Raw genomic sequence first — 19,648 nt, 5'->3', positions numbered from 1 at the left:
ATGCGTACGTCCCCGCACACGGTACGGGACCGAGTACGGGGACGTACGGAAGCTGCCCTACGAGGCCGGTGCCGGCCCCTCGGGACTTGTCAGCCCTTGAAGCGCGGGAACGCGCTGCGGCCGGCGTAGACCGCGGCGTCGTCGAGGATCTCCTCGATGCGCAGGAGCTGGTTGTACTTGGCGACGCGGTCCGAGCGGGCCGGGGCGCCGGTCTTGATCTGGCCGCAGTTCACCGCGACGGCGAGGTCGGCGATGGTGACGTCCTCGGTCTCGCCGGAGCGGTGGGACATCATGCACTTGAAGCCGTTGCGCTGGGCCAGCTCGACGGCGTCCAGGGTCTCGGTCAGCGAGCCGATCTGGTTGACCTTGACCAGGAGGGCGTTCGCGGTGCCCTCCTCGATGCCGCGGGCGAGGCGCTCCGGGTTGGTGACGAAGAGGTCGTCGCCGACGATCTGGACCTTGGTGCCCAGCTTGTCGGTGAGGACCTTCCAGCCCGCCCAGTCGTCCTCGAACAGCGGGTCCTCGATGGAGACCATCGGGTACGCGGAGACGAGCTCCTCGTAGTACTCGGTCATCTCGGCGGCCGAGCGGGACTTGCCCTCGAACTCGTACGCGCCGTCCTTGTAGAACTCGGACGCGGCCACGTCGAGCGCGAGCGCGACGTCGGTGCCCGGGGTGTAGCCGGCCTCCTTGATGGCCTCGACGATGAGGTCCAGGGCGGCGCGGTTCGACTCCAGGTTCGGGGCGAAGCCGCCCTCGTCGCCGAGGCCGGTGGAGAGGCCCTTGCGCTTCAGCACGCCCTTCAGCGTGTGGTAGATCTCCGCACCCCAGCGAAGGGCCTCGGAGAAGGACTCCGCGCCGATCGGGGCGATCATGAACTCCTGGATGTCGACGTTGGAGTCCGCGTGCGACCCACCGTTGAGGATGTTCATCATCGGAACGGGCAGCAGGTGCGCGTTCGGGCCGCCGAGGTAGCGGAAGAGCGGGAGGTCGGAGGCCTCGGACGCGGCGTGCGCGACGGCCAGGGAGACACCGAGGATGGCGTTCGCGCCGAGCGAGCCCTTGTTCTCGGTGGCGTCCAGGTCGAACATGGCCTGGTCGATCAGGCGCTGCTCGGTGGCGTCGTAGCCGACGAGCTCCGGGCCGATCTGCTCGATGACGGCGAGGACGGCCTTCTCGACACCCTTGCCCAGGTAGCGGTTGGGGTCACCGTCGCGAAGCTCGATGGCCTCGAACGCACCGGTGGAGGCGCCGGACGGAACGGCAGCACGGCCGGTGCTGCCGTCGTCGAGGCCGACCTCGACCTCGACCGTGGGGTTGCCTCGGGAGTCCAGGATTTCCCGGGCTACGACGACGTCGATGGACGGCACGAGCATCTCCTTCTGGGATGTGACGCTGAATGTGACGCAAGGTCGGTACAGGGTCGATCGGCCTTGCGGCAAGAGCCTAACCGGCGCGGGGGCCCGGGTCGGCCGCGCGCCCGCCCCCTGGGACGAAAAAGGACCCAAGGGCATGCAATAAGGGACGAAGGGCCCCAGATCTACTGGACAGTAACCATGAGGTCGCCCCGGCCGGATGCGCGGAACCCCGGTCCGGCGCGCACGGGGGAGGGCACGCCGGACCGGGGTGGTCACCGCGGGAGGGTCGTCGGGGTCGGACGAGCCGCCGGACTCGTCGGACCCGTCAGGGTCACTTCAGGTGGAGCTGCTGGCCGACGTAGATGAGGTCGGCGTTCTCGACGACGTCCTGGTTCAGCTCGAAGAGCTCGGCCCAGCCGCCCTCGACGCCGTGCGCCTCGGCGATCTTGCCGAGGGTGTCGCCGGCGACGACCTTGTACTCGCCGTCGCCCTTCTTGACGACCTTGCCGGCCGGGGTGGTGACGGTCTTCTGCGCGGCGGCCTTCGGCGCGGCGTACTGCTGCGCCTTCTTCGGGGCCTGGCGCTGCTCGCTGCGGCTGGTCGGCTGCTCGGCCTTCCGCTCCGGGCGCGGCTGGGTCTGCTGCGACTGCTGCTGCACGCTCTTCTTCGGCGCGCTCTGCTTCGGCGCGCTCTCGGCGGCGCCGCCGTCGTAGGAGGCACGGGAGAGGCCCACGCCACAGCTCGGCCAGGCACCCTTGCCCTGGCCCGCGAGGACCTTCTCGGCAATGGTGATCTGCTGGGACTTCGTGGCCTGGTTGGCGGTCGCGGCGTACGCGGTGCCGCCGTACGCGGCCCAGGTGGAGGCGGAGAACTGCAGGCCGCCGTAGTAGCCGTTGCCGGTGTTGATGGACCAGTTGCCGCCGGACTCGCACTGGGCGACGCGGTCCCACTCGGAGGCCGTGGCGGCCGAGGCGGTGCCCGCGGTCATCAGCGGGGCGGCCACGGCGACACCGGTGACGCCGACGATCGTGGCGACCTGGGTGGCCTTGGAGGGACGACGGTGTTTGCCCTTGCCGGAAAACAGCATGGAGATTCTCCTCACCGACGCCTGTGAGGTGAGCTGTCGGGTTCGGGCCGGAAAGTTGCCCGGCCGCGTGTCCTAGCACGCGGCTTCACCCCAAGCCGGTCTTCGGCCGTCTGTCTCAACGGCCGGGACCGGCACTTACCTTGGGTCCCCCACTCCTGCCTTCGGCGCTTTCGCGACGACTGTTCCCATCGGCCGACGGCAGGATTCGGCGTTTCGGTCGACGGGGCCCGCGGTGGCGAGCGGTGACGACCGTAGACACAGACCCGCCGGAAGTTCAAAGAGGCGTAATGCGGAAATTCCGCCCTTACTTGCCTTCCGGCGGGGTGTGTTTGTGCAGGTGGGAGGTGACGGGAGCGAAGTTCGCGGACGTGACACGCCAGTTGGGGCGAAGAGACCCATGTCTCACTTGCCCAGAACCGGACATAAGCCCTCGAACTACTTCGCCGCCTCCTCCGAACCGACCGTCAGGTCAAGGCTCTGACCAGGGACGATGAGGTCCGGATCGGTGCCCACCGTCCCGCGGTTGGCGTCGTAGAGGGCGTTCCAGCCGCCGGGGAGTTCGTTCTCCTGTGCGATCTCGGACAGGTTGTCACCCGGCTGCACGGTGTACGCGTCCGAAGTGTCCTGACTGTCCGTTGCGCCCGAATCCTTCGTCGCGTCAGCCGTGGGCTTCGCCGCGGGGGTTTCCGCCAGCTTGTCCTTCGGTGAAGCGTGTCGACCGGATTCGACCGGAGTGTCCGTTGCGCCGGTTTCCTCCGGAGCTGCTTCACCCCGGTGCTTGCCGGTGCCGGGCGTGGCCGACGAGGCGTCACCCTTCGGCGTCTCGGGCGATTCGGGCGTAAGGGACGTGTCGGGCGTGGTCGGGGTGCCCGGGGTGGTCGGCGTGCCCGGCACGGAGGGGTCGCCGGGTGCGCTCGGAGAGGTCGAGCCGTCGGGGGTCGTCCCCGTCGACGGCGCGGTCGGGCTCACCGGCGCGGCGGAGTCCGCGGGGGTGGTGGGCGCGACGGGAGCCTCAGAGGCCTCACGGGGCGCCTCGGTGCCCTCGGAAGCCCGCGTGGGCGCGGCGGACCGCTCGGCGGCCTTCTCGGCCGCCTTCTCGGTGGCGGCCTGCGAGGGCGCGACCGGGGTGCCAGCGGTCCGGTTCGACTCCGCGACCGGTCCCGTGGGCTCCTGCGGGCCGGTGGCCGGGCCCGGGTCGACCCCGGTCGCCTTGCCGTCCTTGGTCAGACCGGCGATGGGCGCGCAGGTGGCCCAGTCCTTGCCGCCGGCCGCGAACGCCTTGTCGGCGATCGCGATCTGCTGGGCGCGGCTGGCCAGATCGGGGCTGGGCGCGTAGTCGAGACCACCGTTCCGCTCCCAGCTCTCCTGGGTGAACTGGAGGCCGCCGTACATGCCGTTGCCGAAGTTGGCGCTCCACTGGCCGCCGGACTCGCACTCGGCGACCCGGTCCCAGGTCGCGGCGTCGGCGGCGGAGGCGGAGCCGGTGGCGAGCAGCGGCAGCGCCAGGGCGGAGCCGGTCACACCCGCGGCGACGACGATGGCGGGGGCCTGACGGGGGCGACGATGTCGACCGTTCCCGGATCGCATAGGAACGCCTTTCACGTGACGGCTGAAACTTGCCGGGAAACGTAGCGGCATTCGAACGCTCGTCACAAGTCGATGGACCCCCGATCACGTGAAGATCACATTTCTGACGGTCCGTCAACTCACAGCAGGCATACGGAAGGGGTGAAATCCACCGGAAGCGTGCGCAATCCCCGCATGATGAGCCCTCCGCGCCACCGCAGTTCGGCCGGATCGACCGCGAGTCGCAGGTCGGGCAGGCGCGTCAGCAGCGTGGCCAGCGCGGCCTGACCCTCCAGCCGGGCGAGCGGCGCGCCCAGGCAGTAGTGGATGCCGTGCCCGTACCCGAGGTGCTGGCTGTCGCGCCGCGAGAGGTCCAGTGTGTCCGGGTCCGCGAAGCGCTCCGGGTCCCGGTTGGCCGCGGCGAGGACCACGAGCACCGGGTCGCCCGCCGGGATCTCCTGCCCGCCGATGGTCAGCGCCTGCGTCGCGTACCGCCAGGTGGCCATCTCCACCGGCCCGTCGTACCGCAGCAGTTCCTCGACGCCCGTCTCCAGGAGACCCGTCTCGCCCGCCGCGACCGACGCCTGGAGCCGCTCGCGCTGTTCGGGGTGGCGCAGCAGCTGGTAGACGCCGTTGCCGATGAGGTTCACGGTCGTCTCGAAGCCGGCGAAGAGAATGATGAAGGCCATCGCCGCGGCCTCGTTCTCGGTGAGGTGCTCACCGTGGTCGGAGGCCCTGATGAGCCCCGAGATGAGGTCCTCGCCGGGCTCCTCGCGCTTGCGGTGGATCAGCTCCGCGAGGTAGCCGCGCATCTTCTTCACCGAGCGGGCGACCCCGCCGCGCGGCCCGCCGCCGTGCCGGATCATCATCCCGGCCCAGTCCCGGAAGTCGTCCTGGTCCTCCGGCGGCACGCCGAGCAGGTCACAGATCGCGTAGATCGGCAGCGGGAACGCGAACTCGTGGATCAGGTCGGCGCTCCCCCGCTCCACGAACCCGTCCATGAGCCGGTCGGTCAGCTCCTGCACGCGCGGCGCGAACTCCGCGACCCGGCGCGGCGTGAACGCCTTCGACACGAGCCGCCGCAGCCGGGTGTGGTCGGGCGGGTCGATGTTGAGCAGATGTGTCATCAGCTCGGCCTTGCGCTCGCCCGGGATGCCCGTCTTGCCCTTCGCGTGCGGGGACTCGTCGTGGTGCGCCGGGTTCTTGGACAGCCGCTGGTCGGCCAGGGCCTGCCGGGCGTCCGCGTACCGGGTCACGAGCCAGGCCTCGACGCCGCTGGGCAGCTTCGTGCGGTGCACGGGCGCGTGCTCCCGCAGCCAGGCGTAGGCGGGGTAGGGGTCGCTGGCGAACTCCCAGGTGAAGAGCTCGGGGGCGGGGCTGGTACTCACTCCCCGACCGTACAGGGAGGTCCACCGGAGGCATCTACGGAGAACCTGTGATCATGAGGCGCCCGACGTGCCCTAGATTCGTGCCAGTGGATCCCCAGCTGATCAGAAGCACGTTCGCGGTCGTCGAGAGACGGGCCGAGCATGCCGTCACCTTCTTCTACTCGCACCTCTTCTGGAACAACCCGGGAGTGCGCGAGCTCTTCCCCGAGGACATGGCCCCCCAGCGGGACCGGCTCTTCGCGGCGCTGACGCACGTGGTGACCCACCTGGAGGATCCCGCCCTCGCCGGCTACCTGGGGCACCTCGGCCGCGACCACCGCAAGTTCCTGGCCTCGCCCGCCCTGTACGCCGCCGTCGGCCAGAGCCTGATCCACGCCTTCGCCCACACCGCCGGCTCGGCGTGGACCGTCGAGGCGGAGAAGGCCTGGACCGAGGCGTACGGGGTCGTGGTCGAGCTGATGCGGGCCGGCGCCGACGCGGCCACCGGCGCCGGGGAGCCGGCCTGGTGGGACGCCGACGTCGTCCGCCACGAGCGGTACGGCGGCAGCCTGGCCCTCCTGACCCTGCGTCCCCGGCAGCCCTTCCCCTATCTCCCCGGCCAGTACGTCAGCGTCAGCTCGCTGCGCGTCCCGCGCGTCTGGCGCACCTACTCCCTCGCGAACGCTCCCCGCGCCGACGGCACGCTCGACCTCCATGTGAGCCGGATCCCCGGCGGCGCGATGAGCACGGCGCTGGTCGAGGAGACCGGTCCCGGCGAGGTCCTGCGGATCGGCGCCCCCGGCGGCGGCCTCACCGCGCGGACGCCCCCCGGCGGGCTCCGCACCTATATATGCGCGGGTACGGGCTGGGCCCCCGTGCGGGCCCTCCTGGAGGAGGCCGCCGAGGCGGAGCCGGACCTGGAAGGGCGGCTGTTCGTCGTGGCCCGGGCGAAGGACCACCTGTACGGGCGGCCCGACGCCGAGGCCCTGAAGAAACGTCTCCCCGGACTGAACGTCACCTACATCACCGCGGCCCCCGGCCGCCGGCGCGACCAGGCGACCGAGCGGCTGATCCACGCGCTCCAGGCCTGCGAGCAGTGGCCCGCGCACGAGGTCTACCTCGCCGGCCCGCCCGGCTTCCTGACGGAGACCGCCGAGGTCCTGACGGAGCTCGGCGCCGACCCGGACCGCGTCCACCACGACACTCTCCCGGCCGTGGGCCGCTTCACGGTCCGCCCGAGCACCGCCGCCGAACGCCTCCTCGGCCCGCCCCAGCTCAGCTGGCACAACCCCGGGGCCCGGGCGCCGCGCGGGGAGTGAGCCGGGGGCTCAGGCGCGGGCGCGCCCGCGCAGGCGCCCGACGGCGACCTTCGCCAGCAGTGCGAAGCCCCACAGCGCCAACAGCCCCGAGACGCTCCGCAGCCACCACTCCGAGCCGTCGCTCAAGGCCTCCCACCCGAGGACCGGGGCGAGCAGGATCAGCGGAGCCGAGTCGGCGTCGCGAAAGCGACGGCGCGGCTTCCCCGCCTCCTTCGCTCCCCCCGTCACAGCCCCTCCGCCGCGCGGATCGCGTCGCGGTACGTCCGGGCCGCCGCGCGCAGCGCCGCCTCCGGGTCCACCCCTTCCGCCTCCGCACGCGCGGCCAGGCCGAGGAGCTCGTACCCGATGCCCTCGCCCGCCGGCAGGTCCACGTCGAGCCCGGCCGTCCGCACACGGCCCGCCAGCTTCGTGGCGAGCGCGAGCCCCGGCTGGCCGAGCGGCACGCCGTCGGTCACGGACTCCCGCTGCTTCTCGACGGCCTTGGTCCGCAGCCAGTGGGCCTTGACCTCCTCCGGCGTCTCGGCGGTCGCGTCCCCGAAGACGTGCGGGTGCCGGTGGATCAGCTTCTCGACGATCGTCCCGGCGACGTCGTCCACGGAGAACGGCTCCTCCGCGTCCTCCTCGGCGATCCGGGAGTGGAAGACGACCTGGAGCAGGACGTCCCCGAGCTCCTCGCGGAGCTCCTCGCGGTCACCGGTCTCGATCGCCTCGACGAGCTCGTACGCCTCCTCGATGCCGTACTTGGCGAGCCCCTTGTGCGTCTGCTGCGAGGACCAGGGGCACTCGCGGCGGATCCGGTCCATGACCTGCACCACGTCCAGCAGGCGGGAGCCGGGGAGGTCGTACGAGCCGGGGAGCAGCTCCAGGTCGGGCATGGAGACCCGGCCGGAGCCGGCGAGCCGGGCGAGCCCGTCGGTCAGGCGGCGGTCGCCCTCGCCGGAGGGCAGCAGCACGATCGTCCGGCCGCCGGCGCACGCCTCGACGAGCTCCTGCGCGGTGGGCAGGGCGTGCTCGACGGCGACGCCGGCGTCCTTCAGGTACGGCAGCTGGGGGTGGCGCTCGTCGGGACAGAGCACCCGGTCCGCGCCGTGCAGGGCCTGCCACGCGGGCCAGGACAGCAGTCCGGGCGCCACGCGGTGGCTGGCGGTCAGCAGGACGATGCGGCCGGTGCTCTCAGATGTCACACCTCGAACCTACCCGGACGGAGCAGGCCGGGGTGCCACACCCCCGGACGGTCTCAGGCCCCGGCCTGGGCCGCGCTCGGGTCCTGGCTGACCTGGCGCAGCCAGGGCCCGCCGTCGTAGCCGCCGTCGAGCTGGACCTGGGCGTCGTCCCAGGCGCCGAAGCGCGGGTTCACGTCGATGTCGAGGGACTTCGAGGCGGCGGTGAAGACGTCCGTCAGCTTCTGCTGGCCCTCGGGCGTCTCGGTGATCCCCAGCTTGGCGGCGATCTTGTTCATGAGGACGTTGCGGCGGACGACGTCGTCGATCTGGTCGGGCGCCACGCCCTGCTCCTGGAGCAGCACGGCCTCCAGCTGGTCCTCGCCGCCGCTCTGGCGGACGAACGCGGCGCGGGTCTGCTGGAGCTCGGCGCGGGTCGCGGTGACGCCGTTGTCGGCGGCGACCTTGTTCACGACCCGGTCGAAGATCAGGCCGTTGAGCTTGCGGCGGTTGAGGTCGCCGCTGGTGCCGAGCAGCTGGGCGGCCTGCGGAGAGGCGGCCTGCGCGGCCCGCACGTCCTTGACCTGTGCCTGGAGCGTCGAGACCTCGATCCGTTCACCGCCGACGACGGCCGCCGCTCCTGGGTGGGCGTCGCTCCCGCAGGCGGTGAGCAACGGCGCCGCGAGGAGCGCGGCGGAGACGGAGAGAGCAATGCGGCGATCGCGGCGGTGCACAGGAGCCTCCCGGGCGGGTCGTGCGTCAGTTGAACGACCTTGCGGTGATCGATGGTAGGGAGTCGCCGGGGCCGTAGCCACTACTTCGGAGCGACTGTTTCCCACAACGAGTCACCGGACCGCCGGGTGTCGGCCCGCCTCTCCCGGTCCTCCTGCCCCGTCTCCGTCTCCTGCACCAGGTAGTGGGGGCGGCGCTTCACCTCGTAGTAGATGCGGCCGACGTACTCGCCGATGAGTCCCACCATCACCATCTGGACGCCGGCGAGCGCGGTGACGGCGACGAGGAGCGTGACGTAGCCGGGCGTGTCGACGCCGTTGGCCAGGGCGTCGACGACGATCCAGGCGGCGTAGAGGGAGGCGAGGGAGAGGAGGAGCAGGCCGAGGTAGACGGCGGCCCGCAGGGGCTTGTTGTTGAAGGAGAGGAGGCCGTCGAGCCCGTAGTTGAGGAGCTTGCCGAAGGTCCACTTGGAGCGGCCCTCCTCGCGCACGGCGTTCTCGTAGGAGAAGGTCGTGGTGCGGAAGCCGACCCAGGCGAAGAGGCCCTTGGAGAAGCGGTTGTACTCGCCGAGGCCGAGGAGCGCGTCGACGGTGCGGCGGGACAGCAGCCGGAAGTCGCCGACGCCGTCGACGAGCTCGACGTCCACGAGCCGGTTGATCGCCCGGTAGTAGAGGCGGGCGGTCAGGGTACGGGTGACCCGGTCGCCCTCGCGGGTGCGGCGGGCGACGACCTGGTCGTACCCCTCGGCGTGCAGGGCGACCATGCGGTGCACGAGCTCGGGCGGGTGCTGGAGGTCGGCGTCCATGATGACGACGGCGTCCCCGGCGGCGTGCCGGAGGCCGGCGAGCATCGCGGCCTCCTTGCCGAAGTTGCGGCTGAAGGAGACGTAGCGGACGCGGCCGGGGTCGGCGGCGGCCAGCTCCCGGAGGAGCGGGAGGGTCCGGTCCCGGCTCCCGTCGTCCACGTAGACCAGCTCGAACTCCCCGTCGAGACGGGAGAATTCCTCGGTCACGCGGGCATGGAAGCGGGTGAGGACGTCGTCCTCGTTGAAGCACGGGACCACGATCGAGAGCAGCACGCGGACCACGACAACGGAGCCCGGTGACCCGGCCGGTCCGCGCGGATGACGGAGAGGCGACCATCGCGTGAACTGGCCTGCCGGGCCGGGTCTTCGGGCGCTGGTCACTGGCATATTCGACCCGTCATGCAGACCGAGCAGAACATCCCCGCCCGCTCCCGCTCCGCCCGTGCGCCCGCCCTCGCGGCCCTCCTCGCCGCGGTCGCCGTCTGCACCGGCGACGCCGTGGCCCGCGTCTTCCCCTTCGGGCCGCGCCACCGGGCCGTCAACGACCTCGCGAACCAGTTCGTGCCGTTCCACGCGCACCTCTGGGACCTGCTGCGGGGCCGCGCGGACGGCGGGCCGCTGCTCGACTGGCGGGCGGGCTGGGGCACGAGCTTCCTCCCCGACTACGGCACCTACCTGTCGAGCCCCTTCGCCCCGCTCGCGGCGCTCCTCCCGCGGACGGACGTCGAGTACGCGGTGTACGGGATCACCGTCCTGAAGACGGCGGTCGCTGCGGCGGCGATGACGTTCCTGCTGCGGCGCCTCGGCCCGGGGGGCGTGTGGTGGTGGGCGGCGGTCCTGGGCGCGGCGTACGCGCTGTGCGGCTGGTCGCTCGCGGAGGGCGCGTACAACCCGATGTGGCTGGACGGCCTGATCGCCCTCCCGCTGCTCTGCCTGGTCGGCGAGTGGGTACGGGAGGGCCGCAGGCCGCTCCTGGGGCCGCTGGTGGTGGCGGTGTGCTGGCTGGCGAACTTCTACACGGCGTACATGGCGACGCTCGGCGCGGCCCTCGTGCTCCTGGTCCGTCTGGCGACGGCGGGGCCCTCCGGCCGGGCTCCGGTGCGGACGCTGCTGCGGGCCGCGCTGACGACGGCGCTCGGCGTCGGTCTCGCCGCCCCCGTCCTCGTCCCGGTCTTCCTCGGGTCGCGTCACGCGTACCCCGGTGTGGTCAGGGAGTTCGGCCCGGCGGCCGCCACGGACGTCCTCGCCCGGCTGCTCCCGGCGACGTACAGCTTCGCCACCCCCGCGGCCTTCGTCTGCACGGCGGTGCCGCTGCTCGCCGCGACGCTCCTCTTCCGCCGGGACCTCCCGGGGCGTGAGCGGTGGCTGTGGCCGGGGCTGTGCGGGGCGGTCGCGCTCTCGATGCAGTGGGGCCCGAGCCATCTCGTCTGGCATGTCTTCGCCACCCCGAACGGCAGCCCGTACCGGCAGACGTTCGTCCTCTCCGGCGTCCTCGTGCTCGCCGCCTGGACGGCCGTCTCCCACGGCCTCCCGGACCGGCGGGCGCTGTCGGCGGGGGCGGCCGTCGTCCTCGCCCTGGTGGCCGGCGCCCTGCCGAGCCGCCTCGTCACCCCGACGTCGCTGCTCCTCGCGGGCGCGGGCCTCACGGCGGTGGCGGGCGCGCTCCTCCTCCCCCGCCGGGGCCGGTACAGGGCCCTGGCCGCCCTCCTGGTCACGGGCACACTGCTCGGGCAGGCGGCGGCGACCACGGCCCACGCGGACCGGGAGCGGGCGGCCCGGCTCGACGACTACCCGCCGCTGGGGCCGGAGCAGGAGCGGCGGGCGGCGGCCCTGGCGGCGGCCGACGGCTGGCCCGCGTACCGCACGGACCCGGGGCTGCCCCGGTTCGCGGGCAACGATCCGCTGCTCCTGGGCGGTCAGGGCGCCGCGTACTACAGCAGCCACACCCCGGCGGTCCTCACGGAGACGCTGACGGCGCTCGGCGGCGGCTGGACCTCGCGGGGCCGGAACCTGCTGAGCCTGGACAACCCGGTGACGGACGCGGTGTTCGGGGTGGGGGCGCGCTGGCGGGACGGAGCCGTGGCGCGCACGGGGACGTACCTCCCGCTCGTGACCGTACGCCCGCCGGGCCCGCCCCCGGTCTACGGCCCGTCGCCCTTCCGCAACCAGGAACTCCTGCTGGGCGCCCGGGTGTACGCGGCTCCGCGCGCGGGCGCCTGTCCGGTCGGCACCGAGGTCTTCCTCTGGGCACCCGACGCCACGGGCCGGGCCCGGCTGGGCGCGCGCACGGCGGACCTCCTGGGCGGCCGGCCGAAGCGCAGCGCGGCCATGACCTCGCTGGGGGTCCAGCGGACGGCCGGCGCCCGGGTGGAGGTCCCGGCCGACGGGCGGGCCGAGGTCGGCTGCCTGGACCACGCGCGGCTGCGGGAGGCGGTGACGTCGCTGCGCGCGGGGGCGGCCACGACCGTCCACCCGACGACGACCGGCATCAGGGCGACGCTCAAGCCGGGGGCGGGCACGGGCACGGTGGTCGTCGCGGCGCCGCGCGTCGCGGGCTGGACCTGCGCCGGCTCCCCCGCCGCCTCGTACGGCGGCCTCCTCGCCCTCCCGGTGCCGCCCTCCGGCACCGTCGACTGCGCGTTCCGCCCGCCGGGGCTGCGGGCGGGCCTGGCGGCGGGGGCGGCGGCGCTGCTGGCCCTGACCGTGCTGGTGGCGCTGCCGCACACGCGCCTGACCTCGGCGATCAGGCGTTCCCCGGTCCGGCCTTAAGGTCGTCGCATGCATCTGGACGAGGGACGGAAGGCCGCCGAGGCCGGGGAGTGGGTGGCGGCCGGGCACGCGTTCGTGCGGGCCGCCATGGAGGGCAGCGCGGAGGGAGCCGAGCTGGCGACGGAGGTGACCGTCGGTCTCGTGCCGCTGGCCGACGCGGGCTCGGCGGAGGCCGCCGCGCTGCTGGCCGGGATCTACCTGGAGTACTTCGACGAGTCGGCCCTGCCCGACGCCGTGCGGTACGCCCGCGCGGCGGCCGGGGCCGGACACCCGGCCGGGCAGCGCACCTACGGGTACATGCTGCTCGAAGGGATCGGCGTCCCGGAGGACCACGAGCGCGCCGCCGGGCTGTTCCGGGCGGCGGCCGGGGCGGGGGACGCGTACGCCTGCCTCAACCTCGCGCAGCTCGTGGACGACTTCGACGAGGCCCGGCTGCTCCTGGAGCGGGCCACCGACGAGGGGATCGACATCGCGGGTGCCCTGCTCGCCGACCGGCTGTCGGAGCTGGACCGCGACGAGGAGGCGCTGACCTGGTACCTCTGGGCGGCCGAGCGCGGCCACACGGGTGCGATGCACGCGGCCGCCTGCTGGTACCGCGACGGCTTCGGCACCGAGCCGGACCCGGTGCAGGCGGTGCGCTGGTTCCTCGCCGTGCTCGCGCACGGCGAGGGCGACGGCGTCCACGAGGCGGTCGAACTGGTGAGGTCCGGGGCGCTGGACGCGGACCAGGTCCGCGAGGCGGGCCGCCTCGCGGGCGACCCGGCGGCGGCGAGTTCCCTCATCGCGACGGTGTGGGGAGACGCCCCCTAGGGCGTGTTGCGAAAGTCCCGTCGTCCGCCCGAAGGGCGGGCCCTGCGGCGGCAGGTGCGTGCTCTCGACGTGCCGGGCGCGGGCCCGCGTACTGGACGTACGCGGGCCCGCGCCCGGTGCGGCGAGAGTGCGTGCTTGGCGTCGCGGGGCAGGCGGGAGTTCGACGACAGGGCCTAGGCCCCTGGCCGTCTCAGGTCACCGGGGGAAGTCCAGCCGCCAGCGGATCTCCCCGTCCTGCTCCTCCCCGGTCGGGGCGAGTCCGGCCGCGCGGGCGACGGCGGCGGAGGCCTCGTGCTCGGGGTGGACGTGCGCGAGGACGGTCCGTACGCCCTGGCCTGCGAGGTGGCCGACGAGGGCGCCGGCGGCCTCGCGGGCGATCCCCCGCCCCTGCCAGTCGGTGCCGACGACCCAGGCGACCTCCGCGAGCCGCCCGCCGTCGCCGACCGTGGCCTGCACGGTCCCGGTGAGCCGGTCCTCGTCTCGGAGCCGCACGACCCAGTTGCACCAGAGCACTGCGGGGTCCGGCGATCCGGCGGCCAACCGCTCGTACCGGGCGCGGAGTTCGGGCGCGGTCAGCGGGGCGCCGCCGATGAAGGCGTGCAGGGCGGGATCGGCGAGGACGCCGGTCATCTCCTCGGCGTGCGCTGGTCCGAGCGGTACGAGGTCGAGCCGCCCGGTCCGCACCGTCCGCAGGATCGTCCCGCTCACAGCGCCCCCAGCGATCCGGGGTCGGCCTCGTCGAACTGCACGCTCGTCTCCCTCGCCAGGCCCAGCAGCTCGGCCATCGCCACGACCCGTCGGCTCGTGGCTCCCAGGTCCTGGTGGGCCTCGGCGGACCACAGCGGCGGGTGGAGGGTGAGCCCCCGGTCCCCGTCCAGGTCACGGACCTCGTCGCGCCAGCCGGGCCAGCGGAGGTTCTCGTAGAACTCCTCCGTGCCGCCGGCGAGCATCCACGAGAGCCAGGCTCCGTAGCCGGAGCCCAGTGCCTCCCACCGGAGGGAGTCCGGGGCGAAGTAGATCATCTCGCCGGGCTGCCCCGGCAGCCCGGTCTGCTCGGCCGGTCCGCCCTGGAGGACGAACGCGCCGCCCAGGACGTCGTGGGCCACGACGAGCCCGGCGCGGGGCTGCCAGTCGGGGACGGTCACGGGCGGGTAGCCGTTGACCCGCGCGAGGGAGGGCAGCCGTCGGGGGTTGTCGGCGGCGGGACTGCCGTACACGCGCAGCCAGCCGTCGTCGACGAACGCCCCGCCGCTGCGCAGCAGGAACGCGCCGAGGAACGACCGCACGGTCACCTGCGTCTGCACGAGCGCGGCGGCCCCGCGCTCCGGGTCGGCGTCCAGCACGTCGACGGGCACGGCCGCCCCGCTCAACTCCGCGCCGAGCACGGGCCACGCCGGGTCCTCGACCTCGATCAACTCACTCAGTTCACGCACCGGAGCATGCTCGCACGCGGGAAGGGCCGGAACCCCCCGGGGTTCCGGCCCTTCTCGGTGCGTGTGTCCGCCGTGCTACTTCGCGGGGACCTCTTCGAGGCAGAGCACGAACTTGATCGTCTCCAGCTGCTGGGCGAGCGCCGAGAGCTCGTCGCCGCACTTGGTCACGTCGAAGGTGTCCTCGACGACCTTGACGACCTTGAACGTGTCGGCCTTCCCGGCCGCGCAGTCGACGGTGTCGACCTTCGGGTCGTTGTCCGGACCGGTCACCGTGACGCACTCGCCCGCCTCGGCGTGCACCGGGGCCTCGCCCGTGAGGTACGGGACGCCGAACTTCCAGGCGAGGACGGCGACGATCGCGACGAGGACGGCGCCGATCTTCTTGAGGATCTTCTTGCCCTTGGAGGGGGCCTCGGGGGCGCCGAAGGCGGCGGGCTGCTGCTCGGGGGTGAGGGGCGCGGGCGGCGTCGTCATGAGGATTCCTTGCAGGACGTGGACATGATCAGACGCGAACGTTACATGCAGCAAAACCGAAAAAAGGGATGCGGAAGATCCACTTCCCCAGGCGATGCCGAGTCGTGATTCTGGCGTCCCGTCAGGGCCGCTTCAGGGACGTGGACCCAGCTGGCGCTGGCGGTCCAAAGCCCTTCGCAAGTCCACCGGAAGCGGGTGATACGGGCCGTAAGCGCGCTCCGCGTCGAACAACAGCCGCTGCAGCTCCGCCTGTCCGGCCGCGTGCTCGCCCGTCGCCAGGTGCAGCAGGCCCGTCCGGTGGCGGATGTCGAAGGCCCGCGCCGGGTCGGGGGACTGCGCGTAGAAGGGCAGCACCGCGCGGAACTCCGCCAGCGCGGCGACCGTCTCGCCCAGCTGCTCCAGGCACACCGCCACGTCGTAACGGAACTGGAGCGTCTGCGGGTCCGCCGGGCCCGCCTCCGCGGCGCGGTCCTCCGCGAGGCGCCTCAACTCCGGCAGCGCACGCCGGTACTGACCGTCGTCCATCAGCGTCGACGCGTACTGCTTGCGCAGGATCCGGACGACCGGCGACCCCTCGCCGTGCTCCGCCGCCGCGGCGGGCAGGATGCCGCCGAGGATGTCCACGGCCTGCGTCAACGAGCCCTCCGCGAGCAGCCGCTTGACCTCGTCGACCGCGGCGGCCACATCGGGCCTCGGCGGCACCGGCGGGGGTGGCGGCGTCGTCGCGTACATCCGGGGGTCGGCCGGCGGGGCCGGCGGCTGCACGGGGACGGGAACGGGCGGTACGGGCACGGGAACGGGCGGTACGGGCACGGTGGGCGGCGCCGGCAGCGGCGCCTGGGCGGCGCTCCGGTCCGGCCACGGGGCGTGCGGGCGCAGGAACGGGCGGGTCGGGTCCATCGGACCCGCCGGGGCCCCGCGCGCGGGCAGCAGCGGCAGGAGGTGCTCGTACACCTCCTGCGCGCCCGACGGCCGGTCGCGCGGGTCCTTGGCGAGGAGGCGCAGCACGAGCGCTTCGAGGACCTCGGGTACCTCGGGGCGCAGCTGGCGGATCGGGCGCGGCGGCTCGTACAGGTGCCGGTGCAGCACGCCGAGCGCGGTCGAACCGGAGAAGGGGACGTCCCCGCTGAGGAGTTCGTGGAGGAGGGCGCCGAGCGCGTACAGGTCGGTGTACGGGCCGACGGCGCCGCCCATGGCCTGCTCGGGCGCCATGTACGCCGGGCTGCCGATGGGGGAACCGGTGTGGGTGAGGCGGGTGGTGTCCGTGTCGAGGACGGACGCGACGCCCAGGTCGAGGACGGTGACCGTGCCGTCCGGGCGGACCATCACGTTCCGCGGCTTGAGGTCGCGGTGCACGATCGGCACCGCGTGGACGGCGGCAAGGACCGCGCACAGCTGCGCGGCGACGCTGACGGCCCACTCCCAGGGGTACGGGTCGTTCTCGGCGAGGTGGTCGGCGAGGTCCGCGCCCTCGACGTACTGCATGACGAGGTAGAGGTCCTCGCCGTCGCTGCCGGCGTCGTGCACGGTGACCAGGCCCGGGTGGTCGACCTGCGCCGTGACCCGGCACTCGCGCACGAAGCGGCGGCGCAGCTCGTCGGCGGCGGTCGCGGGCCCGGCGATGCCGGCGGGGTGCAGCAGCTTCACCGCGACCCGGCGGTCGAGCCGTCCGTCGTACGCCGTCCAGACCTGGCCCATGCCGCCCTGGCCGATGACGGTGGAGAGCTCGTAACGCCCGCCGATGACACGCCCGTTCATCTCCGGTCTTCGCCTTCCCCGTCGGGACGGCCGTCCCGGCCGTCCCGGCCGTCCCGGCGCAGGAGGTCGCTGAGCTCGTCGAGCTCGGCACGGACCTGCTCGATGCGGGGTGCCGCGGGCGGCTGGGGCGCGGCGGCGCCGTACGGGGACGGGGCCGGCGGCACGCTCGGCGTGGTCGTGGCGGTGGAGGGGTTCGGGCCGTACGCGTACCCGACCGGCCCGTACGGGGCCGGCACCTGCGCCGCGCGGCGGCGCTCGTGGTGGCGGATCTCGCCGACGAGGTAGTAGGCGACGGAACCGGCCCCGAGGGCCAGGATCGTGCCGACCCCGAGGACGGCCTCCAGGTCGGTGGTCTCCTTCTCGCCCGTGGCGCCCATGTAGACGAAGAGCGCGGTGGCCACGACGAAGGACAGCCCGAAGAACACCCAGTCCCGCACCGTGCGCGTGAGGATCGCGAGGCGCAGCATCGGCGCCCAGGCCAGGAAGCCGCAACTGAGCAGCGGCAGCGCGACGAAGAGGGCGCGCAGCGCGATCAGGCCACCGGAGGCACCGGAGGCGGGACCGGGCGGCGACGGCTGCGGGGCCTGCGGGGGGCCGTACATCTCGGCTGCTGCTCCTGCTCGAACGGATCGCAACGGATCGGAACGGATCGGTACGGATCCGGGGCGGATCCGGGACGAGCGTATACACCGTCGCCGACAACGGGTCCGGGTTGTCCGGAACCGTTGTCGAACCGATCAGCCCCGCAGGGCTCTCCGGGCCCTCCGGACCCTCAGGGCGCCACCGTGCCGTCGGCCAGGCCGTCGTACAGGCCCTGGACGAGCTGCTCGCCGAGCCGGGAGGCCTGCCGCAGGGTCTCCTCGAACTCCGCGAGGGCGCGGAACCGCTCGCCGAACCGGCGCTGTTCGGCCAGGGGCAGGCGCGGCAGCTGGAGGCGGCGCACGTCGAGCCGGGTCGCGGTGGAGGCGTAGCTGCTGGCCTGCCGGGTGTTGGCGGTGGCCCGGAGGAATCCGGCCAGGAACCAGGGGTCGAGGGCGGCCGGGTCGGGGCGGAGGAGCTGGAGGTTGCGGCCGAGGGCGGCGCCGGCGGCCGGGGTGTCGACGACGCGGACGGCCGCGCCGCCGCCGAGGACCGGGACGACGACGTCTCCGGCGGCGAGGAGGACCGGGTCCTCGGGCGGGCCGTCGGGGAGCGTGCCGGAGGGCGGCTGGGCGGCGAGGACGTCGTGGTCGGTGAGGACGGCTACGGGGGCGCCCGCGGGGGCCGTGCCCGCGCCGCCCGCGTGCAGGGTGAGGGCTCCGGCGCGGGCGAGTTCGCCGACGGTGGTCGTGCCGGCCGTGGCGCCCGCCGGGCCTCCCCCGGTCGTGGCGGGCTCGGTCACGGGCGCGGGGGTCAGCTCGCGGGTCCGGTGCAGGGTCTCGGCGAGCCGCTCGCGGACGAGGGCCAGTTGGGTCGCGCCCTCGGCGGCGGCCCGGGGCGGGAGGTGGCGGGCGGGGGCGAGGTCGACGTCGTCGTCGAGGAGCTCGATGACGGGGACGGCGCGGCTCTCGCCGGGGGTCGCGGCGAGGGTCCCGTCCCGGTCGAAGGCCGTCCAGGCGTCCAGGACGGCCGTGTGGACGGCGGGCCAGTCGAGCCGGTCGCGGCTGTCCCTGCCGCCCTGGCCGCCCTGCCCGTCCCGGCCGCCCTGGCCGGTGTGCTCGGAGGCGGTGTCGACGAGGAGCAGTTCGGCGGCGGGGCGCTCGCCGGGGACGGGCCTGCGGAGGACCCAGAGGTGGAGCGGGATGCCGTAGGGGGGCGCGGCGCCGGCCGGGAGGGCGACGACCGCGCGGAGGGCGCCGCGGCGGAGCAGGTCGGCGCGGATCCGGCGGCCGGAGCGGCGGGAGGCGGCGGCGGGCGGCATGAGGAGGACGGCGGTGCCGCCGGGGCGGAGGCGGGCCAGGGCGTGCTGCACCCAGGCGAGTTCGGACTCCGTACGGGCCGGGAAGCCGTACTCCCAGCGGGGGTCGTAGGCCAGTTCGTCGTGGCCCCAGTTGCGCTCGTTGAACGGCGGGTGGCAGAGGACGGCGTCGGCGGCGAGCACCGGGAAGGCGTCGGCCCGGAGGCTGTCGCCCGAGCGGACGCGGATGTCGGCGGCGGTCTCGGCGGAGAGGGCCAGGCGGAGCGCGGTGAGCGCGGCGAGGTCGTGGTCCGCGTCCTGGCCGCAGACCGCGCCGGGCCGCTCGACCGCGCCGAGCAGGCCGCCGGTGCCGCAGGCGGGGTCGAGGACGGTGAGCGGGGCACGGGTGTCGGCGCCGGCGCCGGCCGCCGGTGCCGTGCCGCCGGTCGCGAGGGCGGCCATCAGGGCGGCGGGGCCGGGCGGGGTCAGCGTGTACTGCCGGGGGTTGGCGTCGAGGTGACGGCCGAGCAGGAACTCGAAGGCGGGGCGGACCCCGCCCAGCTCGGCCGCGAGCTCGGCGGCCCCCCGGAGGAGGGGGACGGAGGCGGTGAGCGCGGCGACGGTGGGGGTGAGGACGGGCCGCTCGGGGCCGAGGCGCTCGGTGAGCGTCTCCTCCAGGGCGACGGGGAGGACGCCCGTGAGCCGCTCGTCCGGCAGCGCGGCGAGCGCCGGCCAGGCCGCCGACCTGTCCCGTACGAGCAGGAGGGCGCAGCCGGCGTGGACGAGGGCGGTGACGGCGCCGGCGGGGTGGCCCGCGATCTGCTGCCAGACGCGCTCGCGCAGGGGGACCTCGGCCAGCTTGCCCTGCTCGCGGAGCCACCGCTCGACGTCGGCGAGGGCGAAGGAGGGGCTGGTCTCGGTGCCGCCCACGGGCTTGGGGAAGTCGGGGTGGCGGCGGCGCCAGTTGCTGACGGCCGCCCGGCCGACCCCGGCGAGCCGTGCGATCCCGGCGGCGGTCACCTCGGCCGATCCGCTGTCTCCCACGTCGCGTACGTCGCCCGTGTCTCCCGCGCGCTCCTCCGGCACCTGACTCATCTCCCCTGGCTCGCCTCGCCCGTTTCCTCGTGTGACATC

The 19,648-nt window shown here is 74.0% G+C and carries 17 protein-coding genes and 1 riboswitch; of the genes, 3 read left to right on the top strand and 14 right to left on the bottom strand.

Annotation, left to right across the window (positions count from 1 at the left end):
- Positions 1–89: 89 nt before the first annotated feature.
- The 4 genes from eno to ACF08F_RS23920 form a co-directional block, all read right to left on the bottom strand.
- Positions 90–1,376: a phosphopyruvate hydratase gene (gene eno, locus ACF08F_RS23935; RefSeq protein ID WP_392300569.1), complete on the bottom strand. Its 1,287-nt coding sequence runs from the start codon at positions 1,374–1,376 to the stop codon at positions 90–92.
- A gap of 313 nt (positions 1,377–1,689) precedes the next feature.
- The gene (locus ACF08F_RS23930) at positions 1,690–2,445 is read right to left on the bottom strand and encodes a transglycosylase family protein (RefSeq protein WP_392300568.1); all 756 of its coding nucleotides are present in this window, start codon (positions 2,443–2,445) and stop codon (positions 1,690–1,692) included.
- Between the two features lie 3 nt (positions 2,446–2,448).
- Positions 2,449–2,622: riboswitch (cyclic di-AMP (ydaO/yuaA leader) on the bottom strand.
- A gap of 258 nt (positions 2,623–2,880) precedes the next feature.
- Positions 2,881–3,966 carry a transglycosylase family protein gene (locus tag ACF08F_RS23925; protein WP_392300567.1) on the bottom strand — a complete coding sequence of 362 codons (1,086 nt, stop codon included), beginning with the start codon at positions 3,964–3,966 and terminating at the stop codon, positions 2,881–2,883.
- Between the two features lie 185 nt (positions 3,967–4,151).
- Positions 4,152–5,399, bottom strand: a complete 1,248-nt coding sequence (locus ACF08F_RS23920) for a cytochrome P450 (protein ID WP_392300566.1) — start codon at positions 5,397–5,399, stop codon at positions 4,152–4,154.
- A gap of 86 nt (positions 5,400–5,485) precedes the next feature.
- Between ACF08F_RS23920 and ACF08F_RS23915 the strand changes: the two genes are divergently transcribed.
- Complete coding sequence (locus ACF08F_RS23915; protein ID WP_392300565.1) at positions 5,486–6,697, top strand: globin domain-containing protein; 1,212 nt, start codon at positions 5,486–5,488, stop codon at positions 6,695–6,697.
- A 9-nt stretch (positions 6,698–6,706) separates the two neighbouring features.
- Here the strand turns inward: ACF08F_RS23915 and ACF08F_RS23910 are convergent, their stop codons facing one another.
- The 4 genes from ACF08F_RS23910 to ACF08F_RS23895 all read right to left on the bottom strand — a co-directional run bounded on the left by ACF08F_RS23910 (position 6,707) and on the right by ACF08F_RS23895 (position 9,667).
- The gene (locus tag ACF08F_RS23910; RefSeq protein WP_392300564.1) at positions 6,707–6,925 is read right to left on the bottom strand and encodes a hypothetical protein; all 219 of its coding nucleotides are present in this window, start codon (positions 6,923–6,925) and stop codon (positions 6,707–6,709) included.
- The gene (locus tag ACF08F_RS23905; RefSeq protein ID WP_392300563.1) at positions 6,922–7,881 is read right to left on the bottom strand and encodes a nucleoside triphosphate pyrophosphohydrolase; all 960 of its coding nucleotides are present in this window, start codon (positions 7,879–7,881) and stop codon (positions 6,922–6,924) included. Before ACF08F_RS23905 ends, ACF08F_RS23910 begins: the two co-directional genes overlap by 4 nt.
- 53 nt (positions 7,882–7,934) lie before the next feature.
- Complete coding sequence (locus ACF08F_RS23900; protein WP_392300562.1) at positions 7,935–8,591, bottom strand: SurA N-terminal domain-containing protein; 657 nt, start codon at positions 8,589–8,591, stop codon at positions 7,935–7,937.
- An 80-nt stretch (positions 8,592–8,671) separates the two neighbouring features.
- Complete coding sequence (locus ACF08F_RS23895) at positions 8,672–9,667, bottom strand: glycosyltransferase family 2 protein (RefSeq protein WP_392300561.1); 996 nt, start codon at positions 9,665–9,667, stop codon at positions 8,672–8,674.
- Positions 9,668–9,793: 126 nt separating this feature from the next.
- On the opposite strand from ACF08F_RS23895, the gene ACF08F_RS23890 reads away from it, so the two are divergent.
- Entirely contained in the window at positions 9,794–12,163 is a 2,370-nt protein-coding gene (locus tag ACF08F_RS23890; protein ID WP_392300560.1) for a YfhO family protein, read from the top strand.
- A gap of 9 nt (positions 12,164–12,172) precedes the next feature.
- Positions 12,173–12,973 carry a tetratricopeptide repeat protein gene (locus ACF08F_RS23885; RefSeq protein ID WP_392300559.1) on the top strand — a complete coding sequence of 267 codons (801 nt, stop codon included), beginning with the start codon at positions 12,173–12,175 and terminating at the stop codon, positions 12,971–12,973.
- 195 nt (positions 12,974–13,168) lie between these two features.
- Here the strand turns inward: ACF08F_RS23885 and ACF08F_RS23880 are convergent, their stop codons facing one another.
- The 6 genes from ACF08F_RS23880 to ACF08F_RS23855 form a co-directional block, all read right to left on the bottom strand.
- Positions 13,169–13,681: a GNAT family N-acetyltransferase gene (locus ACF08F_RS23880; RefSeq protein ID WP_392300558.1), complete on the bottom strand. Its 513-nt coding sequence runs from the start codon at positions 13,679–13,681 to the stop codon at positions 13,169–13,171.
- Positions 13,678–14,406, bottom strand: a complete 729-nt coding sequence (locus ACF08F_RS23875; protein WP_392300557.1) for a DUF2625 domain-containing protein — start codon at positions 14,404–14,406, stop codon at positions 13,678–13,680. Before ACF08F_RS23875 ends, ACF08F_RS23880 begins: the two co-directional genes overlap by 4 nt.
- Before the next feature lie 75 nt (positions 14,407–14,481).
- On the bottom strand, positions 14,482–14,880 hold the full coding sequence (locus tag ACF08F_RS23870) for a hypothetical protein (protein WP_392300556.1): 399 nt from the start codon (positions 14,878–14,880) through the stop codon (positions 14,482–14,484).
- A gap of 132 nt (positions 14,881–15,012) precedes the next feature.
- Positions 15,013–16,638 (bottom strand): protein kinase, encoded by a 1,626-nt coding sequence (locus ACF08F_RS23865; RefSeq protein ID WP_392300555.1) that lies wholly within the window; start codon positions 16,636–16,638, stop codon positions 15,013–15,015.
- Positions 16,635–17,240 carry a hypothetical protein gene (locus tag ACF08F_RS23860; protein WP_392300554.1) on the bottom strand — a complete coding sequence of 202 codons (606 nt, stop codon included), beginning with the start codon at positions 17,238–17,240 and terminating at the stop codon, positions 16,635–16,637. Before ACF08F_RS23860 ends, ACF08F_RS23865 begins: the two co-directional genes overlap by 4 nt.
- Positions 17,241–17,410: 170 nt before the next feature.
- Positions 17,411–19,534, bottom strand: coding sequence for an N-6 DNA methylase (locus ACF08F_RS23855; protein WP_392300625.1), 2,124 nt, complete (start codon positions 19,532–19,534; stop codon positions 17,411–17,413).
- Positions 19,535–19,648: the final 114 nt, after the last annotated feature.

This window comes from Streptomyces sp. NPDC015130, assembly GCF_043080005.1.
Taxonomy (GTDB): Bacteria; Actinomycetota; Actinomycetes; order Streptomycetales; family Streptomycetaceae; genus Streptomyces.
The sequence above is the reverse complement of the archived record's forward strand: the minus strand, read 5'-3'. Positions and strand labels throughout refer to the sequence as shown.